The following is a 17,489-nucleotide window of genomic DNA, read 5'->3' as shown; positions in this document are numbered from 1 at the left end:
GGTCACGTCCGTTTGAGAGTGCGCGCCGGCTCTCCGGGCCTCCAGACCTGGACGACGAGGTACGTGTCGTCCTCGACGCAGGTCCTTGCGACCTCCGTCAGCTCGGTGCGGAAGAGGTGGAACGGCTCCGGCGGTTCCACCTCTTTCACGTACGCGCCCTTGGTCCGGTCGTCCTCGACCTCCACGGCGCGTCCGCTGATCCGCACATCACCGCCGCCCATCCCGGTGCCCGGCCCCGGGTTCGCCTGGAGCGCGAAGCGGGGGTCGCGGCGCAGGTCGAGTGCCTTGAGCGAGCCGGGCATCATGCCGAGCCACAGCTCGCCGTTCAGGAAGCGGACCTCCAGACCGGTGGTGCGGGGTGAGCCGTCCCTGCGCAGCGTCGCCAGGACGTGGTGGGTGAAGGATCCGAAGCGTTGCTCGACGGTCCGGGCGAGGGCCGGTTCCGCTTCGGCGAAAGCCGCCCAGTTCGCTGACATGCTCGTTGCCATACGGCGAGTCTGACGCCGATACCCGACATCTTCTGTCGGGTGTCGGATCCGCGGCTCGGGTGTCGGATCCGCAGGGCTCGGGTGTCGGCCGCACCGGGCTCGGGTGCAAGCCGCCGCCTCCCGGCACCACCTGCGCCGCATCTTTACCAACCAGCGCTGTCATCCTCGCCCGACCGGCGGTACCTTCCGGCCCGTTGACGAAGTCAAGTGCCGGAGGACCCATGCACGGCCCCACTCCGCCCCCGCCCCTGCCCACCGACCAGCTGCGGTTCGCCATGCCGCCGATGCACGAGTCGGTCGAGGACGAGCGACAGCACCGCAAGGAACGGCTCGCGGGCGCCCTGCGGATCTTCGGGCGGCTCGGTTTCGAGGACGGGGTGTCCGGACACATCACCGCACGCGACCCGGAGTTCACGGACTGCTTCTGGGTCAACCCCTTCGGAATGTCGTTCCGGCACGTCACCGTGAGCGACCTGGTGCTCGCCAACCAGGACGGGCAGGTGATCGACGGCCGCTACCACGTGAACCAGGCCGCCTTCACCGTGCACGCCCAGGTCCACGCCGCCCGTCCCGATGTCGTCGCCGTCGCCCACTGCCACTCGGTGCACGGACGGGCCCTCGCCGCACTCGGTGATCTGCTGGATCCCATCACCCAGGAGTCCTGCGCGTTCTACGAAGATCACGCGGTGTACGACGCCTACACCGGCGTCGCCGTCGACGCCGAGGAGGGCCGCCGGATCGCGACCGCGCTCGGCAGCCGCAAGGCGCTCGTCCTGCGCAACCACGGGCTGCTGACCGTCGGCGACTCGGTGGACGCGGCGGCCTGGTGGTTCCTGTCGATGGAACGCTCCTGCCAGGTGCAGCTGACCGCGAAGGCCGCGGGACGCCCCGTCCTGATCGACCACCGACAGGCGGTGGCCACCCGGGAGCAGCTCGGCGGTGACCTGGTGGCCTGGATCAACTACCAGCCGCTGTGGCAGGACATCACCCGCAGCGAACCGGATCTGCTCGGCTGACCCGCCGACGCCGCAACCCTCAGAAGCCGCGCAGTACAAGCACGACCGCCTTCGGGGCCGCGAACTCCTCATCCGTTCTCGCAACCGGGTCACCAGGGGCATTTCGACGGCGGTCGGTCAGGGGCGTGTCGACGGCGGTCGGTCAGGGGTGTGTCGACGGCGGTCGGCGAGGTCAACCGGGGGTTCGCGCTTTCACCCGCCCTGACCGGACCCGACGGACGCGGGAGGTGTTCCGTACGGCACAATTCGCTGTCGTCACACGGCAGTTGTACGGCGGGGCCGGGTGGCTCCGGTGAGCGTACGTCCGGCCCGATCGGCGGCCGGGCGCGGTGTGTTGTTCGGGCGTGGGGAAGGCGGCAGCGGGCGTGGCGGTGCAGGAGGCGAGGCAGGGCGAACGGCGCGGGAGCGGCCCAGGTGCGCATGAGGGTGGCTTCACCTGCGGGGACTGCCCGCACGGCGCACGCGAGGGGCACCGGCGCGCGGTCGCCGAGTTCCTGGCGAAGCGGGAGGAGTTCGCCTCCGGGCGGGGGCTGCCCGCCGCGGTCGCGCACTCCGCGTCCGCGTCCCGCCAGTGGGTGTCCGACGAGCTGACCCAGTCCGCCGCGGTCGTCGCCGAGCGCGGTCGCGCGGACGCCGAGGCCTGGCTGGGCCGGCTGTGGCGGCGCACGGCGATCGCGGTGTGGGGTGCCGTCGGCGTCCTGCTGCTGGCGCAGGCGCTCACCGCGATCGGGGCCGGGTGGACCGTGGCGCGCACTGCCGGGCTGGTCGCGGCGGTGCTGGTGGGAGCGGCGCTGACCGCCGCCGGGTATCTGCACCGGGCGCGCGGCGGGGCGTTCGCGCCCGTCATCGGGGAGGACAACCGGCTGTCGACCTCCCGTGCGGTGGGGGCGGGCTGGGTGCTGTTCGTCCTGTACGCGGTGCTGGTGCTGGTCGTTGAACTGACGGCGGCCTCGGCCGAAGGCCGGCGCGACGAGCTGATCGCCGGGCTCGGCCTCGCGCGCGGCGTGGGTGTGGTGACCGTGGTCGCCGTGGTGTGCGGGATCGCGGTGCTGGTGCGGCGGGTGGTGGGGCTGCGGGTGCTCGGCCAGCGGCTGCAGAAGGTGCGCGCCGACCGGCCGCGGGCGGCGGACCTGCTCACGGACGACTCGGGGCGGGGCAGCTTCCCGGACACGCAGTATGTGATCGTCAGCGCGGTCGCCCTGGTCTTCGCGGTGGTACGGCTGGCCCGCCGCCCCGACCAACTGCCCGATCTGCCGTGGGGGCTCGCGCTGCTGGTCCTGGTCTCGGCGGCCACCTACCTCGCCGGAAAGTACGCGGAAGGCGGACGTCCGGTGATCCTCTCGGTGGTCCGGGCGCGGGAGGCGGGGGACCTGGACGCGCCGATCCGCACGGGCGACGACATCGAGATCCGAGGCGCCGGTTTCGTACCGCCCGGCGCCCAGAACGCGGACCGGCTGTCCCGGATGGTGGTCCGCATCGGCGCCGTGCACGTCCATGTCCCGCTGGTCCCGGTCACCGGCGGCTTCAGCAACCCGACGGACACCCTGCTGACGGTGCCGGTGCCGGCGGATGTGGAACCGGGCAGGGTCGAGGTGCAGGTGGTGACGGCTGCCGGGGTGGAGACCAATCGGGTGGCCATCGACGTGACGGAGTGACCGGGCACGGGCTGGGCGAGCAGGCTCCGGAGTCTCGTGACCGCCGGGTGCGGTGCCCCGTTCGGCCCAGCCGGGGCGCCCCTGGGTCCGCCCTGCCGGGCGGGGGCGTCCTGTCGTCGGTCCGGGGCCGATGCTGAACTCCCGGGCCAAGGAGCGGGAAAACTGTGTGCGCAGCGGTTGAGCGGTTGCCCCCTTTCGTACGTATGGTCTGTTGAGGGGCAAGGGCTGGGCACGGCGGGCGAGAGGCGGCGGCACGATGGTTCATGGCATTCGCACGGACTCCCACACCTCCTACGTCGACGAGGGCAGAACCTGGCGGGACACCGCCGTGCGGTACGCACTGCTTCCACTGCGTGTCTTCCTCGGCATCACCTTCATCTACGCGGGCCTGGACAAGCTCACCAACAGCGCCTTCATGCATGCCTCCGGCTCCGGGTCCATCGGCGAGCTGATGCACTCCGTGCGCGGCTCGTCGGCGATCCCGGCCCTGGTCGACCTGGCGCTGAAGCACCCCGTCGGCTTCGGCTACGCCATCGCCCTCGGTGAACTCGCCGTCGGAATCGGCACGCTCCTCGGCCTGCTGGGCCGCCTCGCCGCGCTCGGTGGCGCGCTGATCTCGCTGAGCCTGTGGCTGACCGTCAGTTGGGCCTCGACCCCCTACTACTACGGCAACGACCTCGCCTATCTGATGGCCTGGATCCCGCTGGTCCTCGCCGGCACCCCGGTCCTGTCCCTCGACGCCGCCTTGCGCGCCCGACGACGGCAACGCACGGGCGGCTACCGCTGAGCCGGCGGCACCGCGGCCGACCTGGCCTCCGCCGGTTCGGCCTGCCGGCCGGCGCGGGGCGCCCGATGCCTGCGTATCGCGCGGGCCAGCAGGCCGGTCACGGCCGCGAGGCAGAGGCCGCCGATCACGATCGGGATGATCGCGAACCACGGTGTCTCCCACGCCCCGCCGGCATCACCCACGTAAGCGACGCCCGCACCGGCCAGGAAGACCCCGGCCACGAGCCGGCCCGGCTGGAACTCATGACGCAGCACGGTCCACCTCCACCTGGCCCACGCCGACCTCGAGGTCGAGGCGGAGCGTGGCCGCCTTCTTCGTCCCCGCCGCGGGGGTGAGCGTCACCTGCCGGTGCTTGCCCGGCTCCACGTCCACGTCCTTGTGGGTCTCGCCCGGCAACCGGATGTCGCCGACCCCTGTGTCGATGTTCAGCTCCACCGTCGTCTCCCTGGGAACCACCACCTTCAGCAGGCCCACCCCCACCTCGGCCCGGGTCGTCACGGTCTGGTTCCCGGCGAGCCGGAGACGGCTGAGGTCCAGAGTGCCGACGCCGGTGCCCAGGTCGTACTTCTCCCGCACGGCGGTCACCGAGGCCGGCGCCCAGGTGGCACGCCTCCACTGGGTGCCGATGTCCTTCGGCAGGGCCGCCGAGGCGGCGAGCAGGACCGCCGTGAGCACCGCGAGGAAAACCGAGCCCGCCCCCGTACGGCCCAGGAACGAGCTGAGCGCTATGCCGACGCCGAACACCACCAGCGCGCACGCCAGGCCCGTCTGCAGACTCGTGCCGAGCGCCCGGTCGTCCCAGGTCAGCAGGGTGCCGAGGCCACCCGCGAGCAGGGCCAGGAGAAACACCCAGCCGCCCGTCCAGCGCGGCCCCCGCGGTCTGTGCCGCTGCTCGGTCCGTATCCGCTCCGCGTACGAGGAACCGCGGGCGATGGCGACCGCCGCCGCGACGTCTCGGCCGGCGGTGTCGGTCGGGCCCCACAGATAGCCCGTGCCGCCCACGTGGGTGCCGTCCTTGACGATGGGGTCGCGCCACCAGGAGGGGTAGGAGGCGGGGACGGGCGGTGCCGTGGCCTCCGGTGGGGCGTCGGCCACCGCCTGCGCGGCAATGGGGCCTCCCCTGCTCGAGCGCAGCCGAGAGCTTGGGGAAGGGTCGGGGTCCGGAGCGCCGCGCTGCCGCGACCAGTACGCCGCGCCGGCGAGGAGCAGGGACAGGACGGCGGCGAAGGTCAGCACGCTGCCGTTCCTGAGCATCGACAGGAAGATTCCGCAGCCCACCAGGGCGAAGAGCACCGCGGCCAGGGCCTGACCGTCGACGCGGCCCGTCAGCAGCTTGCGGATCTCGTTCTCCTCCTCGTCCTCGTAGGGCACGAGGAGCCAGACGAAGCCGTAGAAGATGAGGCCGAGGCCGCCCGCTGCCGAGAGCACCGCCAGCACGATCCGGAAGATCACCGGGTCCATGTCGCACCGGCGGGCCAGGCCCGAACAGACCCCCGCCAGCATCTTGTGCCGCCGGTCACGCCGGAACCGGCCGGGCTCCTCGGCCACCGCCGCGTCGTCGGGCGTGGCGGTTCCGTCGCGTCCGGGCGTGGCCTTCCCGGCCCCGGACCGCTCGCTTGCCGCCGCACCCGTGCGGGCGCCCGGCTCCCGGTGTCCGCCCGCGGCCCGGCCCATGCCGGCGTCCTCGCCTCCGTTCTCGCGCACGGCCGCATCCTGCCGCACGTCCGCGCCCGCCTGCGCGCGCGGCTCCTCATCCGCAGCGGGCGCGGCAGGGCCGGACGCGGGCACGGCGTGCTGCGCGCCGTCCTCCGGCGGCCGGCCACCTTGCTCCCCGGGGCCGCGCCCCGCGGTGGAGGCGTGCCCGGCACCAGGGCCGTGCCCCGCTGCCGCGCGCTGCTGATCTGTCATGCATCCATGGTCGCCGCCGCGGGCGCCGGGCGGCAGTCGGGACGACCCTGGCCCAACCCTGAAATCTGCCCTGACAGGCCGCCAGGGGAAGTGTTCGATCACCCTTCGAAGGTCAGGGGTGTCTAAGGGGCCGACCCTGATGCCCGGCCGGTCCGGTCGTGTGACCATCGTTGGCATGCCGGACGCCGCAATGCTGCCCCTCGCCGATCCGCGGCCGCCGCGCAAGCTCTACCGCAGCAGCGACGGACGCTGGCTCGGGGGCGTGACGCGGGGGCTCGCCGGGCATCTCGGGCTGCCCGTGATCTGGGTGCGCCTCGTCTTCGTCGGCCTGTTCCTGGCACACGGCTTCGGCGCGCTGCTGTACGCGGCGTTCTGGTTCTTCGTCCCGCTCGGGGTCGGCGGCGTGGACGAACGGCGCTCCCCGTCGCTTGTCGGCACCGAGACCTCACCCCATGGCCGCCGGAGACTGGTCGCCCGCAGGCCCGACCGGGGGCAGATCGTCGCTCTGCTCCTGATGGTCGTCGTCGCGCTGACCTTCGTGGGCAGCATGAAGCTCGACGGCGTCGCCAAGGTCTACCTCATACCGGCCGTTCTCGTCGCCGCGGGCGTCGCCCTGGTCTGGCGCCAGGCGGACAACGCGCGGCGGGCCCGCTGGATGGAGGTCGGCAGCCGCCGTCGCACGCTCACACTGCTGCGTGCCGCGGCCGGTGTCCTGCTGGTCACCGCGGGCGTCTCCGGCATGTTCGTCCTGCAGGGCTCCGCCGCCCACCTCGGCTCGGTCCTGCAGGCCGCGCTGGCGGTCCTCGTCGGCATCACGCTGCTCGCCGGACCGTACCTGGTGCGGATCACCCAGGACCTGTCCGAGGAGCGCCTGATGCGCATCCGGGCCCAGGAGCGCGCCGAGGTCGCCGCCCACGTCCACGACTCGGTGCTGCACACCCTGACCCTGATCCAGCGCAACGCGGAGAACGCGAACGAGGTGCGCCGCCTCGCCCGCGCCCAGGAGCGCGACCTGCGCGCCTGGCTGTACAAACCCGAGGGCACCGGCAAGGACGAGGCCGAGGAGCCGGACACCCTGGCGGAGGCGGTCCGGCGCAACGCGGCGGAGGTGGAGGACAAGCACGGCGTCCCCATAGAGGTCGTCATCGTCGGCGACTGCCCCCTCGACGAACGGATCGGCGCACAGATGCAGGCCGCGCGCGAAGCGATGGTGAACGCCGCCAAGTACGGTGGCGAGGGCGGTGCCGTCCAGGTCTACGCCGAGGTCGAGGGCAAGACGGTGTTCGTGTCCGTCCGCGACCGCGGCCCCGGCTTCGACCTCGACGCGATACCCGCCGACCGCATGGGTGTCAGAGAATCGATCATCGGCCGTATGGAGCGCAACGGCGGCACGGCACGGCTGCGCGCGGTACCGGACGGCGGCACGGAGGTCGAGCTGGAGATGGAGAGGGCGGAGACGACGTCATGAGCGACGCGAACGGGGAGGCCTCGGTGTCCGGCGGAAACGCGGACCGGCGGGTACGGGTCGTACTCGTCGACGACCACCGCATGTTCCGTACGGGAGTCCAGGCTGAGATCGGGCAGACGGAGCTGACCGGCGTCGAGGTCGTCGGTGAGGCGGCCGATGTCGACCAGGCGGTCGCCGTCATCACCGCCACCCGCCCGGAGGTCGTCCTTCTCGACGTCCACCTGCCAGGTGGCGGCGGGGTGGAAGTGCTGCGCCGCTGCGCCTCGCTGATGGCCGACCCCGAGCAGCCGGTGCGGTTCCTGGCGCTGTCGGTGTCGGACGCCGCCGAGGACGTGATCGGCGTGATCCGCGGTGGCGCCCGCGGCTATGTGACGAAGACGATCACCGGCTCGGACCTCGTCGACTCCATCTTCCGCGTCCAGGAGGGCGACGCCGTCTTCTCCCCGCGGCTGGCCGGCTTCGTCCTGGACGCCTTCGCCTCGACCGACGCGCCGCCCGTCGACGAGGACCTGGACCGCCTCACCCAGCGCGAACGCGAGGTCCTGCGCCTCATCGCCCGCGGCTACGCGTACAAGGAGATCGCCAAGCAGCTGTTCATCTCGGTGAAGACGGTCGAGTCCCATGTCTCGGCGGTCCTGCGCAAGCTCCAGCTGTCGAACAGGCATGAGCTGACACGGTGGGCGACGGCACGCCGGCTGGTGTGAGCACGGGCCCTCCGGATCACACGACCCGCGTGGCCCCCGCGAACGGCATCTCGTCGATCGGTGCCAGGCGGACCGGTGCCGACGGGTTCGGGGCGTGGATCATCTGGCCGTGGCCGACGTAGATCCCCACATGGCTGATCCCGGAGTAGAAGAACACCAGGTCACCGGGGAGGAGTTCGGAGCGCGGGACGCGCCGGCCAGCGCCGATCTGGGAGTAGGTCGTCCGGGGCAGCGAGATGCCCGCCGAGCGGTACGCGGCCTGCACCAGGCCCGAGCAGTCGAAGGCGTTCGGGCCGGTCGCGCCCCAGACGTAGGGGCTGCCGAGCTTGCCGTACGCGTACGCCACCGCGGCCGCCGCCCGGGCGTCCGGCGCCTCGGCCGTCGCTGTCGTGGCCGGCACGGCGCCCAGCAGATCGCGCCCCACGGACCGCGACGCCCGCCCGGCGCCCCCGTCCGCCGAGGCCCCTGCCCGCTGCCCCTGGGTGAGCTGGGACAGCAGCTGTCGTGCTTGGCCCAGCTTTTCGGTGATCGTCTGCTTCTGCCGCCTCAGCTCCGCCTTCCGGGACGTCAGTGAGGCCAGTTCGACCCGTGCCGCACCGCGCAGTCGTTCGATCTCCCGCAGTTGGTCGCGTACCCGTGTCACGGCCGCCGCCTGGCGGTTGTCCACCCGCTCGGCGAACGCGGCGTTGTCGAGGTACTGCCCCGGATCCGAGGAGAGCAGCAGCCGCACCGCGGGGTCGAGGCCCCCGTCGCGGTACTGCGCCGCGGCCGAGGAACCCAGGGCATCGCGGGCGGAGTTCAGCCGGTCCGTGCGGCGGGCCGCCTCGTCCCGCAGGGCGTTCAGCCGTTTCTGCGCCTCCTGCGCCTGCTCCTTGGCGCCGTCGTACTTCTGGGTGGCGGCTTCCGCCTCCTGGTACAGCTTGTCGACCTTGGCCTTGACCTGGGCCGGCGAGAGCGGCGGCTCGGCATGCCCCGTGCCGTCGAAGCCGGTCGCGGTAGCCGCTCCCGCGAGGGCGATCGTGGCGGCGGTGCGGGCCGTGCCGCCCCCGAGCGAACGCTGTCTGGGCTTGCGGTGCGCTGCCACCTGGACGTCCCGTCCTTTCGTACGACCGCCGGGGCCACTGGCGGTGTCACGCGTCCGGCGGCGGTCCGCACAGGGGGAACAGGCCGCCGCCGGACCTTCTCGGCGGTGGTGCCCGACGGCCGCCCCTGGCCCGGGCGGCGATGGGGAGCCGGGCACCTGGGGGAGGACGCTAAACCCGTCCGTGATGCGCTGGTGACCGGATGTACGGAAGTGGCGCGACCGGACTGACGGTGACCGCATGTGACCGTGATCCCGATGCCGGGTCGCCGTCTTCACGCTCCGCGATGACCGATGCGGCGGATCCGGCGCACCGGGCGGCCGCCGAGTGCTATAGGGCGCATATATGCGGCCGGTCCGGAGGGATGAGCGAGCGGCGTCACATCCGCCGGGGCGGTGTCAGCGGGCACGGGCGAGCTGATTAGGCTCCGGCCCCATGGACGTACTCATCCACCTCTTCGTCGGACTGCACATCGTCGGCATCGCCGCGCTCCTCGGCGGCTTCCTCACCCAGATGAAGGCGATGGGCCAGGGCACGGCACGCTTCGTGCCCGCCATGCTGCACGGCGCGCTGACCATGCTCATCACAGGGGTGGCGCTGGTCGGCCTCAACCAGGCGGACCACCACTCGGTCAACACGATCAAGATCGGTATCAAGCTGGCCCTGCTGATCGTCATCCTCGGCCTGGTCTATGTGAAGCGGGACGAGGAGACCGTCGAGAAACCCCTCTTCGGCCTCGTCGGCGCCGCGACCCTGGCGAACATCTTCATCGCCGTGCTCTGGACCTGACGCCGTCCACAGCGGACGCGACGGCTCCGGCGAGGACCAGGAGCCAGGCGGCCACCGCGATCCACAGCAACACCCGGCCGAGGCCGCGCAGCCACGGCACGCCGACGGAGGAGGCGACGGACAGCGCCGCCACCGCCGTCATCCCCATCGGGAACACGGTCGACCAGCGCCGGACGTCGTAGCGGAACCGGGGCCGCAGCACCTCGGCCACCGCCAGGACGACGTAGCAGCCCAGGGCGAGGACGAGGAGGGCGACCGTCACACCGCGCAGGACGCCGCTGTCGTCGTTGTTCCACAAGTAGAGCCCTTTGTGCGCGGCGCTCATGAGTTGCGAACCGGCCAGCGCCGAGAGGGCGAGTGCGCCGCCCGAGATCCACTGGTCGCCCGCCCCGGTCACCACCTGCCGAGGGTCGAAGCAGCCCAGCCCGATCAGGTAGAACACCAGCCCGAGCCAGAAGAAGACCAGCGCCGTGTGCGCGAGCCACGCCACCCCCACGGCCGCCGCGAGCACCGCTCCGAGCGCCGCGATCCCTTCCGTCGCCACGCACCCCAGGAACACCGCGCCGGGCATCCGGCGCTCCCATTCCGGCACGGTCAACGGCACCAGGCAGGCCCAGAGCACCACGGCCAGCGTGAGCAGCGCCTCGGCCAGCGGCTGCCCGTTCAGAGCGGACACCCCCGAGCCCAGCACGGTGGTCGCCGGCACCATGGTGAGCGCGGCCGGCGAGCCGGCCCGGGCCCGCCACTGCTCCCGGTCCCACAGCAGTTGCAGGGCGATGTCGGCGGCGAGCCCCAGCCAGGCGACACCCGCCAGGACCAGGGCGAGGCGGGAGAGGATCTGCTGGCCGGTCAGGCGCAGCCCGAACGACAGGATGCCGGTCGCCATGACGGCGGACCCGGTGGCGGGCGAACGCGGCGCCCACCAGGTGCGCAGCGTGGAGGTGCCTGACATGCGCCCGATGCTAGGGACGCGCGCACGGGTTGCGTACGGGGGCACGCGCGCGACGACGGAAAGCAACCCCACGCGTGCGTGCCCGGCCCAATGGGTCAGACGGGCACAGCGTTCTTCTGGAGCGCAGGGTGAACGGTTGATTCCGGCAGTGGAGATGGCTCGGGCGGTCGCCTTCGCGGGCGAGTTTCCAGGGCGGCGACCGGCTGTCGGTGGGGCGGCCTAGACTCGGAGAGCGATGAGCAGCCTCTTTGACGACAGCTTCCTGGCGGACCTCAAGGCCACTCCGGCCCACGAGGAGGAGCCCCCGCCACCCGAGGACCAGCACGCTCCGGAGCCGGTTCCGGACGATCTGTTCGGCGGGAAGTTCGACCTGCCACCGGACAGGGACGCGTACTACCGCAACGGCGCGCACCGCCCTGCCGTCGACATGACGGCGTTGCTGCAGGGGCTGAACGAGAACCAGCGCGCGGCCGTCGTGCACGCCGGTTCCCCCCTGCTCATCGTGGCCGGCGCCGGCTCCGGCAAGACGCGCGTGCTCACCCACCGCATCGGGTACCTGCTGGCCGAGCGGGGCGTCCACCCCGGACAGATCCTCGCGATCACCTTCACCAACAAGGCCGCGGGCGAGATGAAGGAGCGCGTCGAGCAGCTCGTCGGTCCGCGCGCGAACGCGATGTGGGTGATGACCTTCCACAGCGCCTGCGTCCGCATCCTGCGCCGGGAGAGCAAGAAGCTCGGCTTCACGTCCTCCTTCTCCATCTACGACGCCGCCGACAGCAAGCGCCTGATGGCCCTCGTCTGCCGCGACCTGGACCTCGACCCCAAGCGCTTCCCGCCCAAGTCCTTCAGCGCCAAGATCTCCAACCTCAAGAACGAACTGATCGACGAGGAGGACTTCGCCGCCCAGGCGTCCGACGGCTTCGAGAAGACCCTCGCCCAGGCGTACGCGCTCTACCAGTCCCGCCTGCGCGAGGCGAACGCGCTCGACTTCGACGACCTGATCATGACGACGGTCAATCTGCTGCGCGCCTTCCCGGACGTCGCCGAGCACTACCGCCGCCGCTTCCGTCATGTGCTGGTCGACGAGTACCAGGACACCAACCACGCCCAGTACGCCCTGGTGCGCGAACTCGTCGGCACCCGCGCGCACGACGAGGACGTCCCACCGAACGAGCACGACGTCCCGCCCGCCGAACTGTGCGTCGTCGGCGACGCCGACCAGTCGATCTACGCCTTCCGCGGCGCTACCATCCGCAACATCCTCCAGTTCGAGGAGGACTACCCGGACGCCACGACGATCCTGCTGGAGCAGAACTACCGCTCCACGCAGACGATCCTCTCCGCCGCCAACGCGGTCATCGAGCGCAACGAGTCCCGCCGCCCGAAGAACCTGTGGACCAACGCGGGCGCCGGCGCCCGGATCACCGGCTACGTCGCCGACACCGAGCACGACGAGGCGCAGTTCGTCGCCGACGAGATAGACCGCCTCACGGACGCGGGCGAGGCCAAGGCCGGAGACGTCGCCGTCTTCTACCGCACCAACGCCCAGTCCCGTGTCTTCGAAGAGGTCTTCATCCGCGTCGGCCTGCCCTACAAGGTCGTCGGCGGCGTCCGCTTCTACGAGCGCAAGGAGGTCCGGGACGTCCTCGCCTACCTGCGGGTGCTGGCGAACCCGGAGGACTCCGTGCCGCTGCGGCGCATCCTGAACGTGCCCAAGCGGGGCATCGGCGAGCGCGCCGAGGCGATGATCGACGCCCTCGCCCAGCGCGAGAAGATCAGCTTCTCGCAGGCCCTGCGCCGCGTGGACGAGGCGTACGGCATGGCGCCCCGCTCCACCAACGCGGTCAAGCGGTTCAACGCACTGATGGAGGAGCTGCGCACGATCGTGGAGTCGGGCGCCGGACCGGCCACGGTCCTCGAGGCCGTCCTCGAACGCACCGGCTACCTCGCCGAGTTGCAGTCCTCGACCGATCCCCAGGACGAGACCCGGATCGAGAACCTTCAGGAACTCGCCGCCGTGGCCCTGGAGTTCGAACAGGAGCGCGGCGAGGGAGCGGAGACCGCAGGGGCTGCCGCCCCGGGCGGCACTCTGGCCGACTTCCTGGAGCAGGTCGCACTCGTCGCCGACTCCGACCAGATCCCCGACGAGGAAGAGGGCGACGGCGTCATCACGCTGATGACCCTGCACACCGCGAAGGGCCTCGAGTTCCCGGTGGTCTTCCTGACCGGCATGGAGGACGGCGTCTTCCCGCACATGCGCGCTCTCGGGCAGACGAAGGAACTGGAGGAGGAGCGGCGCCTGGCGTACGTCGGCATCACGCGTGCGCGTGAGCGGCTCTACCTGACGCGGTCGGCCATGCGCAGCGCCTGGGGCCAGCCGTCGTACAACCCGCCCTCGCGGTTCCTGGAGGAGATCCCGGAGCAGCACGTGGAGTGGAAGCGGAAGGGCGGTTCTTCCGCCGCGCCGTCGTCCGGGCCGCTCTCGGGGGTGGCGGCCTCGCTGTCGTCGTCCCGTTCGCGCTCGTCGGCGGCGGGCGCGTCCGGGTTCGCCACGCGCCGGGGCGGTGCGACGGAGCGGCCGGTGGTCTCGCTGGCGGTGGGCGACCGTGTCACCCATGACCAGTTCGGCCTGGGGACGGTCGTCGCTGTGAAGGGCACGGGGTCGAACGCGGAAGCGACGATCGACTTCGGGGATGAGAAGCCGAAGCGGCTGCTGCTGCGGTACGCACCGGTGGAGAAGCTGTAGCCGCGCTTCCGGGCCCTCGCTGAACGGCGTGGGCTCGACGCGGAGTCGGTCGGTGGGATGAGCCGGTTGGTCAGGGAGCCGGTCGATGACCGGTCGTTCGGGGAGCCGGCCGATGACCGTCGGTCGGGTCGAGCCCGAGTCGGTCAGGTCGGGTCGAGCCCGTGGCTGCGCAGCCACGGCAGCGGGTCTATCGCGGCGCCTCCGCTGGGTCGCACCTCGAAGTGGAGGTGCGGGCCGGTGGAGTTTCCCGAGTTGCCGGAGTACGCGATCGGCTGACCGGCCCTCACGATCGTACCGGAGGGGACCCGGTAGCTGGAGAGGTGGCAGTACCAGGTCTCCGTGCCGTCCTTGGCGGTCACGATCAGCATGTTGCCGTACGCGCTGTTCCACTTGGTCTGCACGGTGCCGTCGGTCGCGGCCATCACCGTCGTCCCATACGCCACCGGGAAGTCGATGCCGGTGTGAACGGACATCCAGTTGACGCCCGCCTGGCCGAAGTAGGCGCTGAGGCCCCTCTGCAGGACCGGCAGCGCGAACTTGGGACGCAGCCGCTCCTTGAGCGCCGCCTCGGCCGCCGCCTTCTTCTGCTCGGCCACTTGCTGGGCCTTGAGGTCGATACGTTCCTGGGTGCGACTCGCCCGGTCCGCGAAGTCGTTCGCGCCCGCGGAGAGGTTCGCGAGCTGGGAGTCCAGCTTCTTGTTGGCGGCGGACGGCTTCACCGGTGTGTCGGGGGCGCTCGCCGTGGTGTCCTTGCCGTCGTCCCCGCCCACGCCGACGGTCGCCGCGGCGATCCCGGCGACCCCCATCACACACACCGACGGCACCGCGACCGTGAGCAGCGCGGACCGCTTCGCCGGGCTGCGACGCCGGGAACGGCTCGCGGCGCGGGATGCGGTACGCGAGGGCGGGAGGGGTGTGCGCTCTTCCTGGTCGTCGAGCAGCGAGACGTCGTCGGCTGCTCCTGACGGCGCGTCGTCGTCGGTGTGCCGCTCGGCCGGGAGCTGATCGAAGGTGGCGGTGGCTGCCTGGTGTTCGAAGGGCTCGGCGTCGGCGAAAGGCTCGGCGTCGGCGAAAGGGTGGGGAACGGCGTGCTCGAAGCCGCCGGTGGCCGCTTGTTCCGACTCGTGCTCCGGGCTTCCCGCCGAGTTCCACTGCGTGGCGTCGTACGTGCCCGTGTCGAAGGTCTGCGTGCCCCAGTCCCACTGCGGGGTGAGGCCCGCCGACTGCTCCGCCTCGAGCCAGGCCTGCGCGTCCCACTGGCCGGTGGCGTCGGGGGCCGTGGCCTGCGCGGGAATGGCGGCCAGCTGCTGGTATCCCGTCGCCCACGCCGCCGTGTCATGGGCGCCGATGTCGAACGCGGCGTGGTGCTGGGCGGCGTACGGATCGTAGTGCAGCGTCTGGTGCGTACCGGTGCCGAAGGTCTCGTGGCTGCCGGTGGACCACTGGCCGGCGTCGTACGCACCGGTCCCGCCGTCACCCGGAAGGTCGCCGAAGAGGGGATCGGCCGCGAAGGACGCGGGGGAGTCGGCGTAGGTCGTGAACTCACCGTACTGGCCACCCTGCGGGCCGTACGGCGCGTACTGCGCCGAGGCGGCATCGGGGGCCGGAGCCGGGGGGGTTGCGGTCCCCGACGGGTGACGGTCGTGCACCGACTTCTCTTTCGCCTCGACAACAGGGGCTGCCAGAGCAGTGCGGCGACTGTACCCGGCGGTACGCGGGCGCGACAATCTTCCGCAGGTTTCCGGTGGGCGGGAAACGGGCATTCGGCCGTGTTTCGGCGGTCGCCGCACAAGGCCTTGGTGCTGCGTTCGATGAATGTTCGAGGGTGTGCGGGTGTCGGGGAGGTGTCCGCGGCTGTGCCGGTGCTGTGTCGAGCGCCGGTGCCGGGTGCCGGGTCGCGCGCGGACGTCGGGTGCTGTGTCAGCGGACGCCGGGTTCTGTCAGGCGTGGCGCGCGATGGGGCTCACGCCACCGTGAGGCCGCCGGTGTGGGCCGCGGCCGCCGTCGGCTCCTCGAGGTCCAGGGCCTGCCGTATCCCGGTCGCGACCGCGGGGTGCACCGGCAGGGCCAGATGGCCGATGCCGCTCACCCGAATGTTCTGCGCCACCAGGTCCGGATGGTCGACGCACGCCGCCTCGAGCGGATCCATCAGCGGGTCCAGATCGCTCCAGAAGCTCACGAAGTGCGTACGGCAGCCGGGCGCCGGCTCACGCAGCTCCTCGATCAGCTCCGAGCCCGGACGCATCTGGCGGACGATGGGGTGCGCGTTCGCGAGCGGGGCGACGCGGGTGCCGGAGTGGGGTGTACCGAGCGTGACGAGCCTGCGGACGCGGAGGTCGCCACCCAGCCGCTGCACGTAGTACCGGGCGATCAGACCGCCCAGGCTGTGTCCGACGATGTCCACCTGCCGCTGCCCCGTGCGCTCGCAGATCTCATCCACATGCCGGCCGAGCAACTCGGCCGCGATGCGAATGTCACACGTCAACGGGGAGTAATTGAGTGACTCGATGTGCTGACGGCCGTGCTGTGCGAGGTTCCGGCGCAGGAGGACGAAGACCGAGCGGTTGTCGATGAACCCGTGCAGCAGGATCACCGGAGGCTTGGCCTCGGTGGGGAGTGCGGTGGTGTCCGGAGGGGGCGGGAGCGGGGCGCAGCGACGCTCCTGGATGATTCCCGACGGGTAGAGGAGCAGATGTCCGGCGAGAATCGCCAGCTCCAGGGCGGTCGCCTTCAGCAGCGCGATGGAGAGTCCGGCCAGTCTGCTGGGGAACAGGCGCTGGCACAGCGGAACCAGAGGCTCTACTACCCCGGTGACCTTCATTGGCCGACCTCCCGTCGGCACGCGCGAGGACGTCTCCGTGCCCCCGTGTGCCCTCATGGAAAGCCGTAGCGGTGGCCTGTGGGGCAGGTGCCGCGGGTACGGCTGTGCCGCGGGTGCGGCGCGTACGGCGCCGGGTGACGCGACGGGCGCCGTTTTCGTCGTGATGACATGAACCCGCCCGTGCTCGTGGCGCGGTGTCCCGTCCTCCTCGTACGGGTGGTGCTCCCCGCTTTCGTGCCCTTGCATTCCTTATCGCCGGCGTACCCCACCACCACGGCGCCCCGCTGGCGGGGCGGTGGTGCGGCCGCCTTGGTGCGGCTCTCCTTGCGCACGATCCCCTCGGTCCACGGCGCTCGAGCCGCTGCTGCGGCGCGTGTGCCGCGGGGAGGGGGGACCCTGCGCGGCGAACGTGTCCCATTGTGTGATTTCCCCCTCGGTCACCACCGTGAAACTGCCGGTTGCGGGATGCTGGCGATAACGTTCGTTCACTTGCCGGGTCGGTACGGCGCGGGGCGCCGGTGCCGGCGGGGTTGATCCGCCGGTTCGAGGCGTGCCGACCGTGCGGTCCGTGTGTCCGCCAGTGCGGTGATGTGGCGGCAGGCGGTCCATCGGTACAGGGTGTGTGTAGTCGCTTCATGGAGGCAGTGATGGGTGTGGCAGCCGGTCCGATCCGCGTGGTGGTGGCCAAGCCGGGGCTCGACGGCCACGATCGGGGGGCCAAGGTGATCGCGCGGGCGCTGCGCGATGCGGGAATGGAGGTCATCTACACCGGTCTCCACCAGACGCCCGAGCAGATCGTCGACACGGCGATCCAGGAGGACGCCGACGCGATCGGGCTGTCGATCCTGTCCGGCGCGCACAACACGCTGTTCGCCGCGGTGATCGACCTGCTGAAGGAGCGCGACGCGGAGGACATCCTGGTCTTCGGCGGCGGCATCATCCCAGAGGCCGACATCCCCCTGCTGAAGGAGAAGGGCGTCGCGGAGATCTTCACGCCCGGGGCGACGACCGCGTCGATCGTGGACTGGGTACGGGCGAACGTACGGCAGCCTGCCGGGGCGTAACGTCCGTAG

At 71.7% G+C, this 17,489-nt stretch carries 15 protein-coding genes; 8 read left to right on the top strand and 7 right to left on the bottom strand.

Features of this window, described 5'->3' with window-relative positions:
- Positions 1-2 precede the first annotated feature (2 nt).
- Positions 3-476, bottom strand: a complete 474-nt coding sequence (locus tag AB0N14_RS03410; RefSeq protein WP_366024036.1) for a pyridoxamine 5'-phosphate oxidase family protein — start codon at positions 474-476, stop codon at positions 3-5.
- 233 nt (positions 477-709) lie between these two features.
- On the opposite strand from AB0N14_RS03410, the gene AB0N14_RS03405 reads away from it, so the two are divergent.
- From AB0N14_RS03405 to AB0N14_RS03395, 3 genes are all read left to right on the top strand, one after another.
- Positions 710-1,504 (top strand): class II aldolase/adducin family protein, encoded by a 795-nt coding sequence (locus AB0N14_RS03405; RefSeq protein ID WP_366024035.1) that lies wholly within the window; start codon positions 710-712, stop codon positions 1,502-1,504.
- Positions 1,505-1,869: 365 nt separating this feature from the next.
- On the top strand, positions 1,870-3,159 hold the full coding sequence (locus AB0N14_RS03400) for a hypothetical protein (RefSeq protein ID WP_366024248.1): 1,290 nt from the start codon (positions 1,870-1,872) through the stop codon (positions 3,157-3,159).
- Between the two features lie 256 nt (positions 3,160-3,415).
- Positions 3,416-3,946 (top strand): TQO small subunit DoxD, encoded by a 531-nt coding sequence (locus AB0N14_RS03395; RefSeq protein WP_366024034.1) that lies wholly within the window; start codon positions 3,416-3,418, stop codon positions 3,944-3,946.
- Here AB0N14_RS03395 and AB0N14_RS03390 read toward each other — a convergent pair.
- Both AB0N14_RS03390 and AB0N14_RS03385 read right to left on the bottom strand, forming a co-directional pair.
- Complete coding sequence (locus AB0N14_RS03390) at positions 3,937-4,200, bottom strand: hypothetical protein (protein WP_366024033.1); 264 nt, start codon at positions 4,198-4,200, stop codon at positions 3,937-3,939. The genes AB0N14_RS03395 and AB0N14_RS03390 overlap by 10 nt on opposite strands.
- Complete coding sequence (locus AB0N14_RS03385) at positions 4,187-5,854, bottom strand: PspC domain-containing protein (protein WP_366024032.1); 1,668 nt, start codon at positions 5,852-5,854, stop codon at positions 4,187-4,189. Before AB0N14_RS03385 ends, AB0N14_RS03390 begins: the two co-directional genes overlap by 14 nt.
- A 175-nt stretch (positions 5,855-6,029) precedes the next feature.
- Between AB0N14_RS03385 and AB0N14_RS03380 the strand changes: the two genes are divergently transcribed.
- Both AB0N14_RS03380 and AB0N14_RS03375 read left to right on the top strand, forming a co-directional pair.
- Complete coding sequence (locus AB0N14_RS03380; RefSeq protein WP_366024031.1) at positions 6,030-7,322, top strand: PspC domain-containing protein; 1,293 nt, start codon at positions 6,030-6,032, stop codon at positions 7,320-7,322.
- Positions 7,319-8,026, top strand: coding sequence for a response regulator transcription factor (locus AB0N14_RS03375; RefSeq protein ID WP_366024030.1), 708 nt, complete (start codon positions 7,319-7,321; stop codon positions 8,024-8,026). The genes AB0N14_RS03380 and AB0N14_RS03375 overlap by 4 nt, the downstream gene beginning before the upstream one ends.
- 16 nt (positions 8,027-8,042) lie before the next feature.
- On the opposite strand, the gene AB0N14_RS03370 is transcribed toward AB0N14_RS03375, so the two are convergent.
- Positions 8,043-9,110 (bottom strand): NlpC/P60 family protein, encoded by a 1,068-nt coding sequence (locus AB0N14_RS03370; RefSeq protein WP_366024029.1) that lies wholly within the window; start codon positions 9,108-9,110, stop codon positions 8,043-8,045.
- Between the two features lie 433 nt (positions 9,111-9,543).
- On the opposite strand from AB0N14_RS03370, the gene AB0N14_RS03365 reads away from it, so the two are divergent.
- Positions 9,544-9,897, top strand: coding sequence for a hypothetical protein (locus AB0N14_RS03365; RefSeq protein ID WP_366024028.1), 354 nt, complete (start codon positions 9,544-9,546; stop codon positions 9,895-9,897).
- Here AB0N14_RS03365 and AB0N14_RS03360 read toward each other — a convergent pair.
- Positions 9,875-10,849 (bottom strand): tellurite resistance/C4-dicarboxylate transporter family protein, encoded by a 975-nt coding sequence (locus AB0N14_RS03360; RefSeq protein WP_366024027.1) that lies wholly within the window; start codon positions 10,847-10,849, stop codon positions 9,875-9,877. The two genes, AB0N14_RS03365 and AB0N14_RS03360, sit on opposite strands and share 23 nt — an antisense overlap.
- Before the next feature lie 235 nt (positions 10,850-11,084).
- Between AB0N14_RS03360 and pcrA the strand changes: the two genes are divergently transcribed.
- Positions 11,085-13,595 (top strand): DNA helicase PcrA, encoded by a 2,511-nt coding sequence (pcrA, locus tag AB0N14_RS03355; protein ID WP_366024026.1) that lies wholly within the window; start codon positions 11,085-11,087, stop codon positions 13,593-13,595.
- A 143-nt stretch (positions 13,596-13,738) separates the two neighbouring features.
- On the opposite strand, the gene AB0N14_RS03350 is transcribed toward pcrA, so the two are convergent.
- Both AB0N14_RS03350 and AB0N14_RS03345 read right to left on the bottom strand, forming a co-directional pair.
- Positions 13,739-15,244 (bottom strand): M23 family metallopeptidase, encoded by a 1,506-nt coding sequence (locus AB0N14_RS03350; protein WP_366024025.1) that lies wholly within the window; start codon positions 15,242-15,244, stop codon positions 13,739-13,741.
- Between the two features lie 314 nt (positions 15,245-15,558).
- Positions 15,559-16,416, bottom strand: a complete 858-nt coding sequence (locus AB0N14_RS03345) for an alpha/beta fold hydrolase (protein WP_366024024.1) — start codon at positions 16,414-16,416, stop codon at positions 15,559-15,561.
- Positions 16,417-17,063: 647 nt separating this feature from the next.
- Here AB0N14_RS03345 and AB0N14_RS03340 point away from each other — a divergent pair.
- Positions 17,064-17,480: a cobalamin B12-binding domain-containing protein gene (locus tag AB0N14_RS03340; protein ID WP_030233524.1), complete on the top strand. Its 417-nt coding sequence runs from the start codon at positions 17,064-17,066 to the stop codon at positions 17,478-17,480.
- Positions 17,481-17,489 lie beyond the last annotated feature (9 nt).

The organism is Streptomyces sp. NPDC051104 (assembly GCF_040682835.1).
In the GTDB taxonomy this organism is placed as follows: domain Bacteria; phylum Actinomycetota; class Actinomycetes; order Streptomycetales; family Streptomycetaceae; genus Streptomyces; species Streptomyces cynarae.
This window is presented reverse-complemented; position numbering and strand designations above follow the sequence as displayed.

Excerpts from the sequence above, each read along its gene's own strand:
- AB0N14_RS03395 (WP_366024034.1), top strand. The coding sequence starts at position 3,416 with ATGGTTCATGGCATTCGCACGGACTCCCACACCTCCTACGTCGACGAG.
- pcrA (WP_366024026.1), top strand. The coding sequence starts at position 11,085 with ATGAGCAGCCTCTTTGACGACAGCTTCCTGGCGGACCTCAAGGCCACT.
- AB0N14_RS03340 (WP_030233524.1), top strand. The coding sequence starts at position 17,064 with ATGGGTGTGGCAGCCGGTCCGATCCGCGTGGTGGTGGCCAAGCCGGGG.
- AB0N14_RS03385 (WP_366024032.1), bottom strand. The coding sequence starts at position 5,854 with ATGACAGATCAGCAGCGCGCGGCAGCGGGGCACGGCCCTGGTGCCGGG.
- AB0N14_RS03405 (WP_366024035.1), top strand. The coding sequence starts at position 710 with ATGCACGGCCCCACTCCGCCCCCGCCCCTGCCCACCGACCAGCTGCGG.
- AB0N14_RS03375 (WP_366024030.1), top strand. The coding sequence starts at position 7,319 with ATGAGCGACGCGAACGGGGAGGCCTCGGTGTCCGGCGGAAACGCGGAC.
- AB0N14_RS03360 (WP_366024027.1), bottom strand. The coding sequence starts at position 10,849 with ATGTCAGGCACCTCCACGCTGCGCACCTGGTGGGCGCCGCGTTCGCCC.
- AB0N14_RS03365 (WP_366024028.1), top strand. The coding sequence starts at position 9,544 with ATGGACGTACTCATCCACCTCTTCGTCGGACTGCACATCGTCGGCATC.
- AB0N14_RS03410 (WP_366024036.1), bottom strand. The coding sequence starts at position 476 with ATGTCAGCGAACTGGGCGGCTTTCGCCGAAGCGGAACCGGCCCTCGCC.
- AB0N14_RS03380 (WP_366024031.1), top strand. The coding sequence starts at position 6,030 with ATGCCGGACGCCGCAATGCTGCCCCTCGCCGATCCGCGGCCGCCGCGC.
- AB0N14_RS03345 (WP_366024024.1), bottom strand. The coding sequence starts at position 16,416 with ATGAAGGTCACCGGGGTAGTAGAGCCTCTGGTTCCGCTGTGCCAGCGC.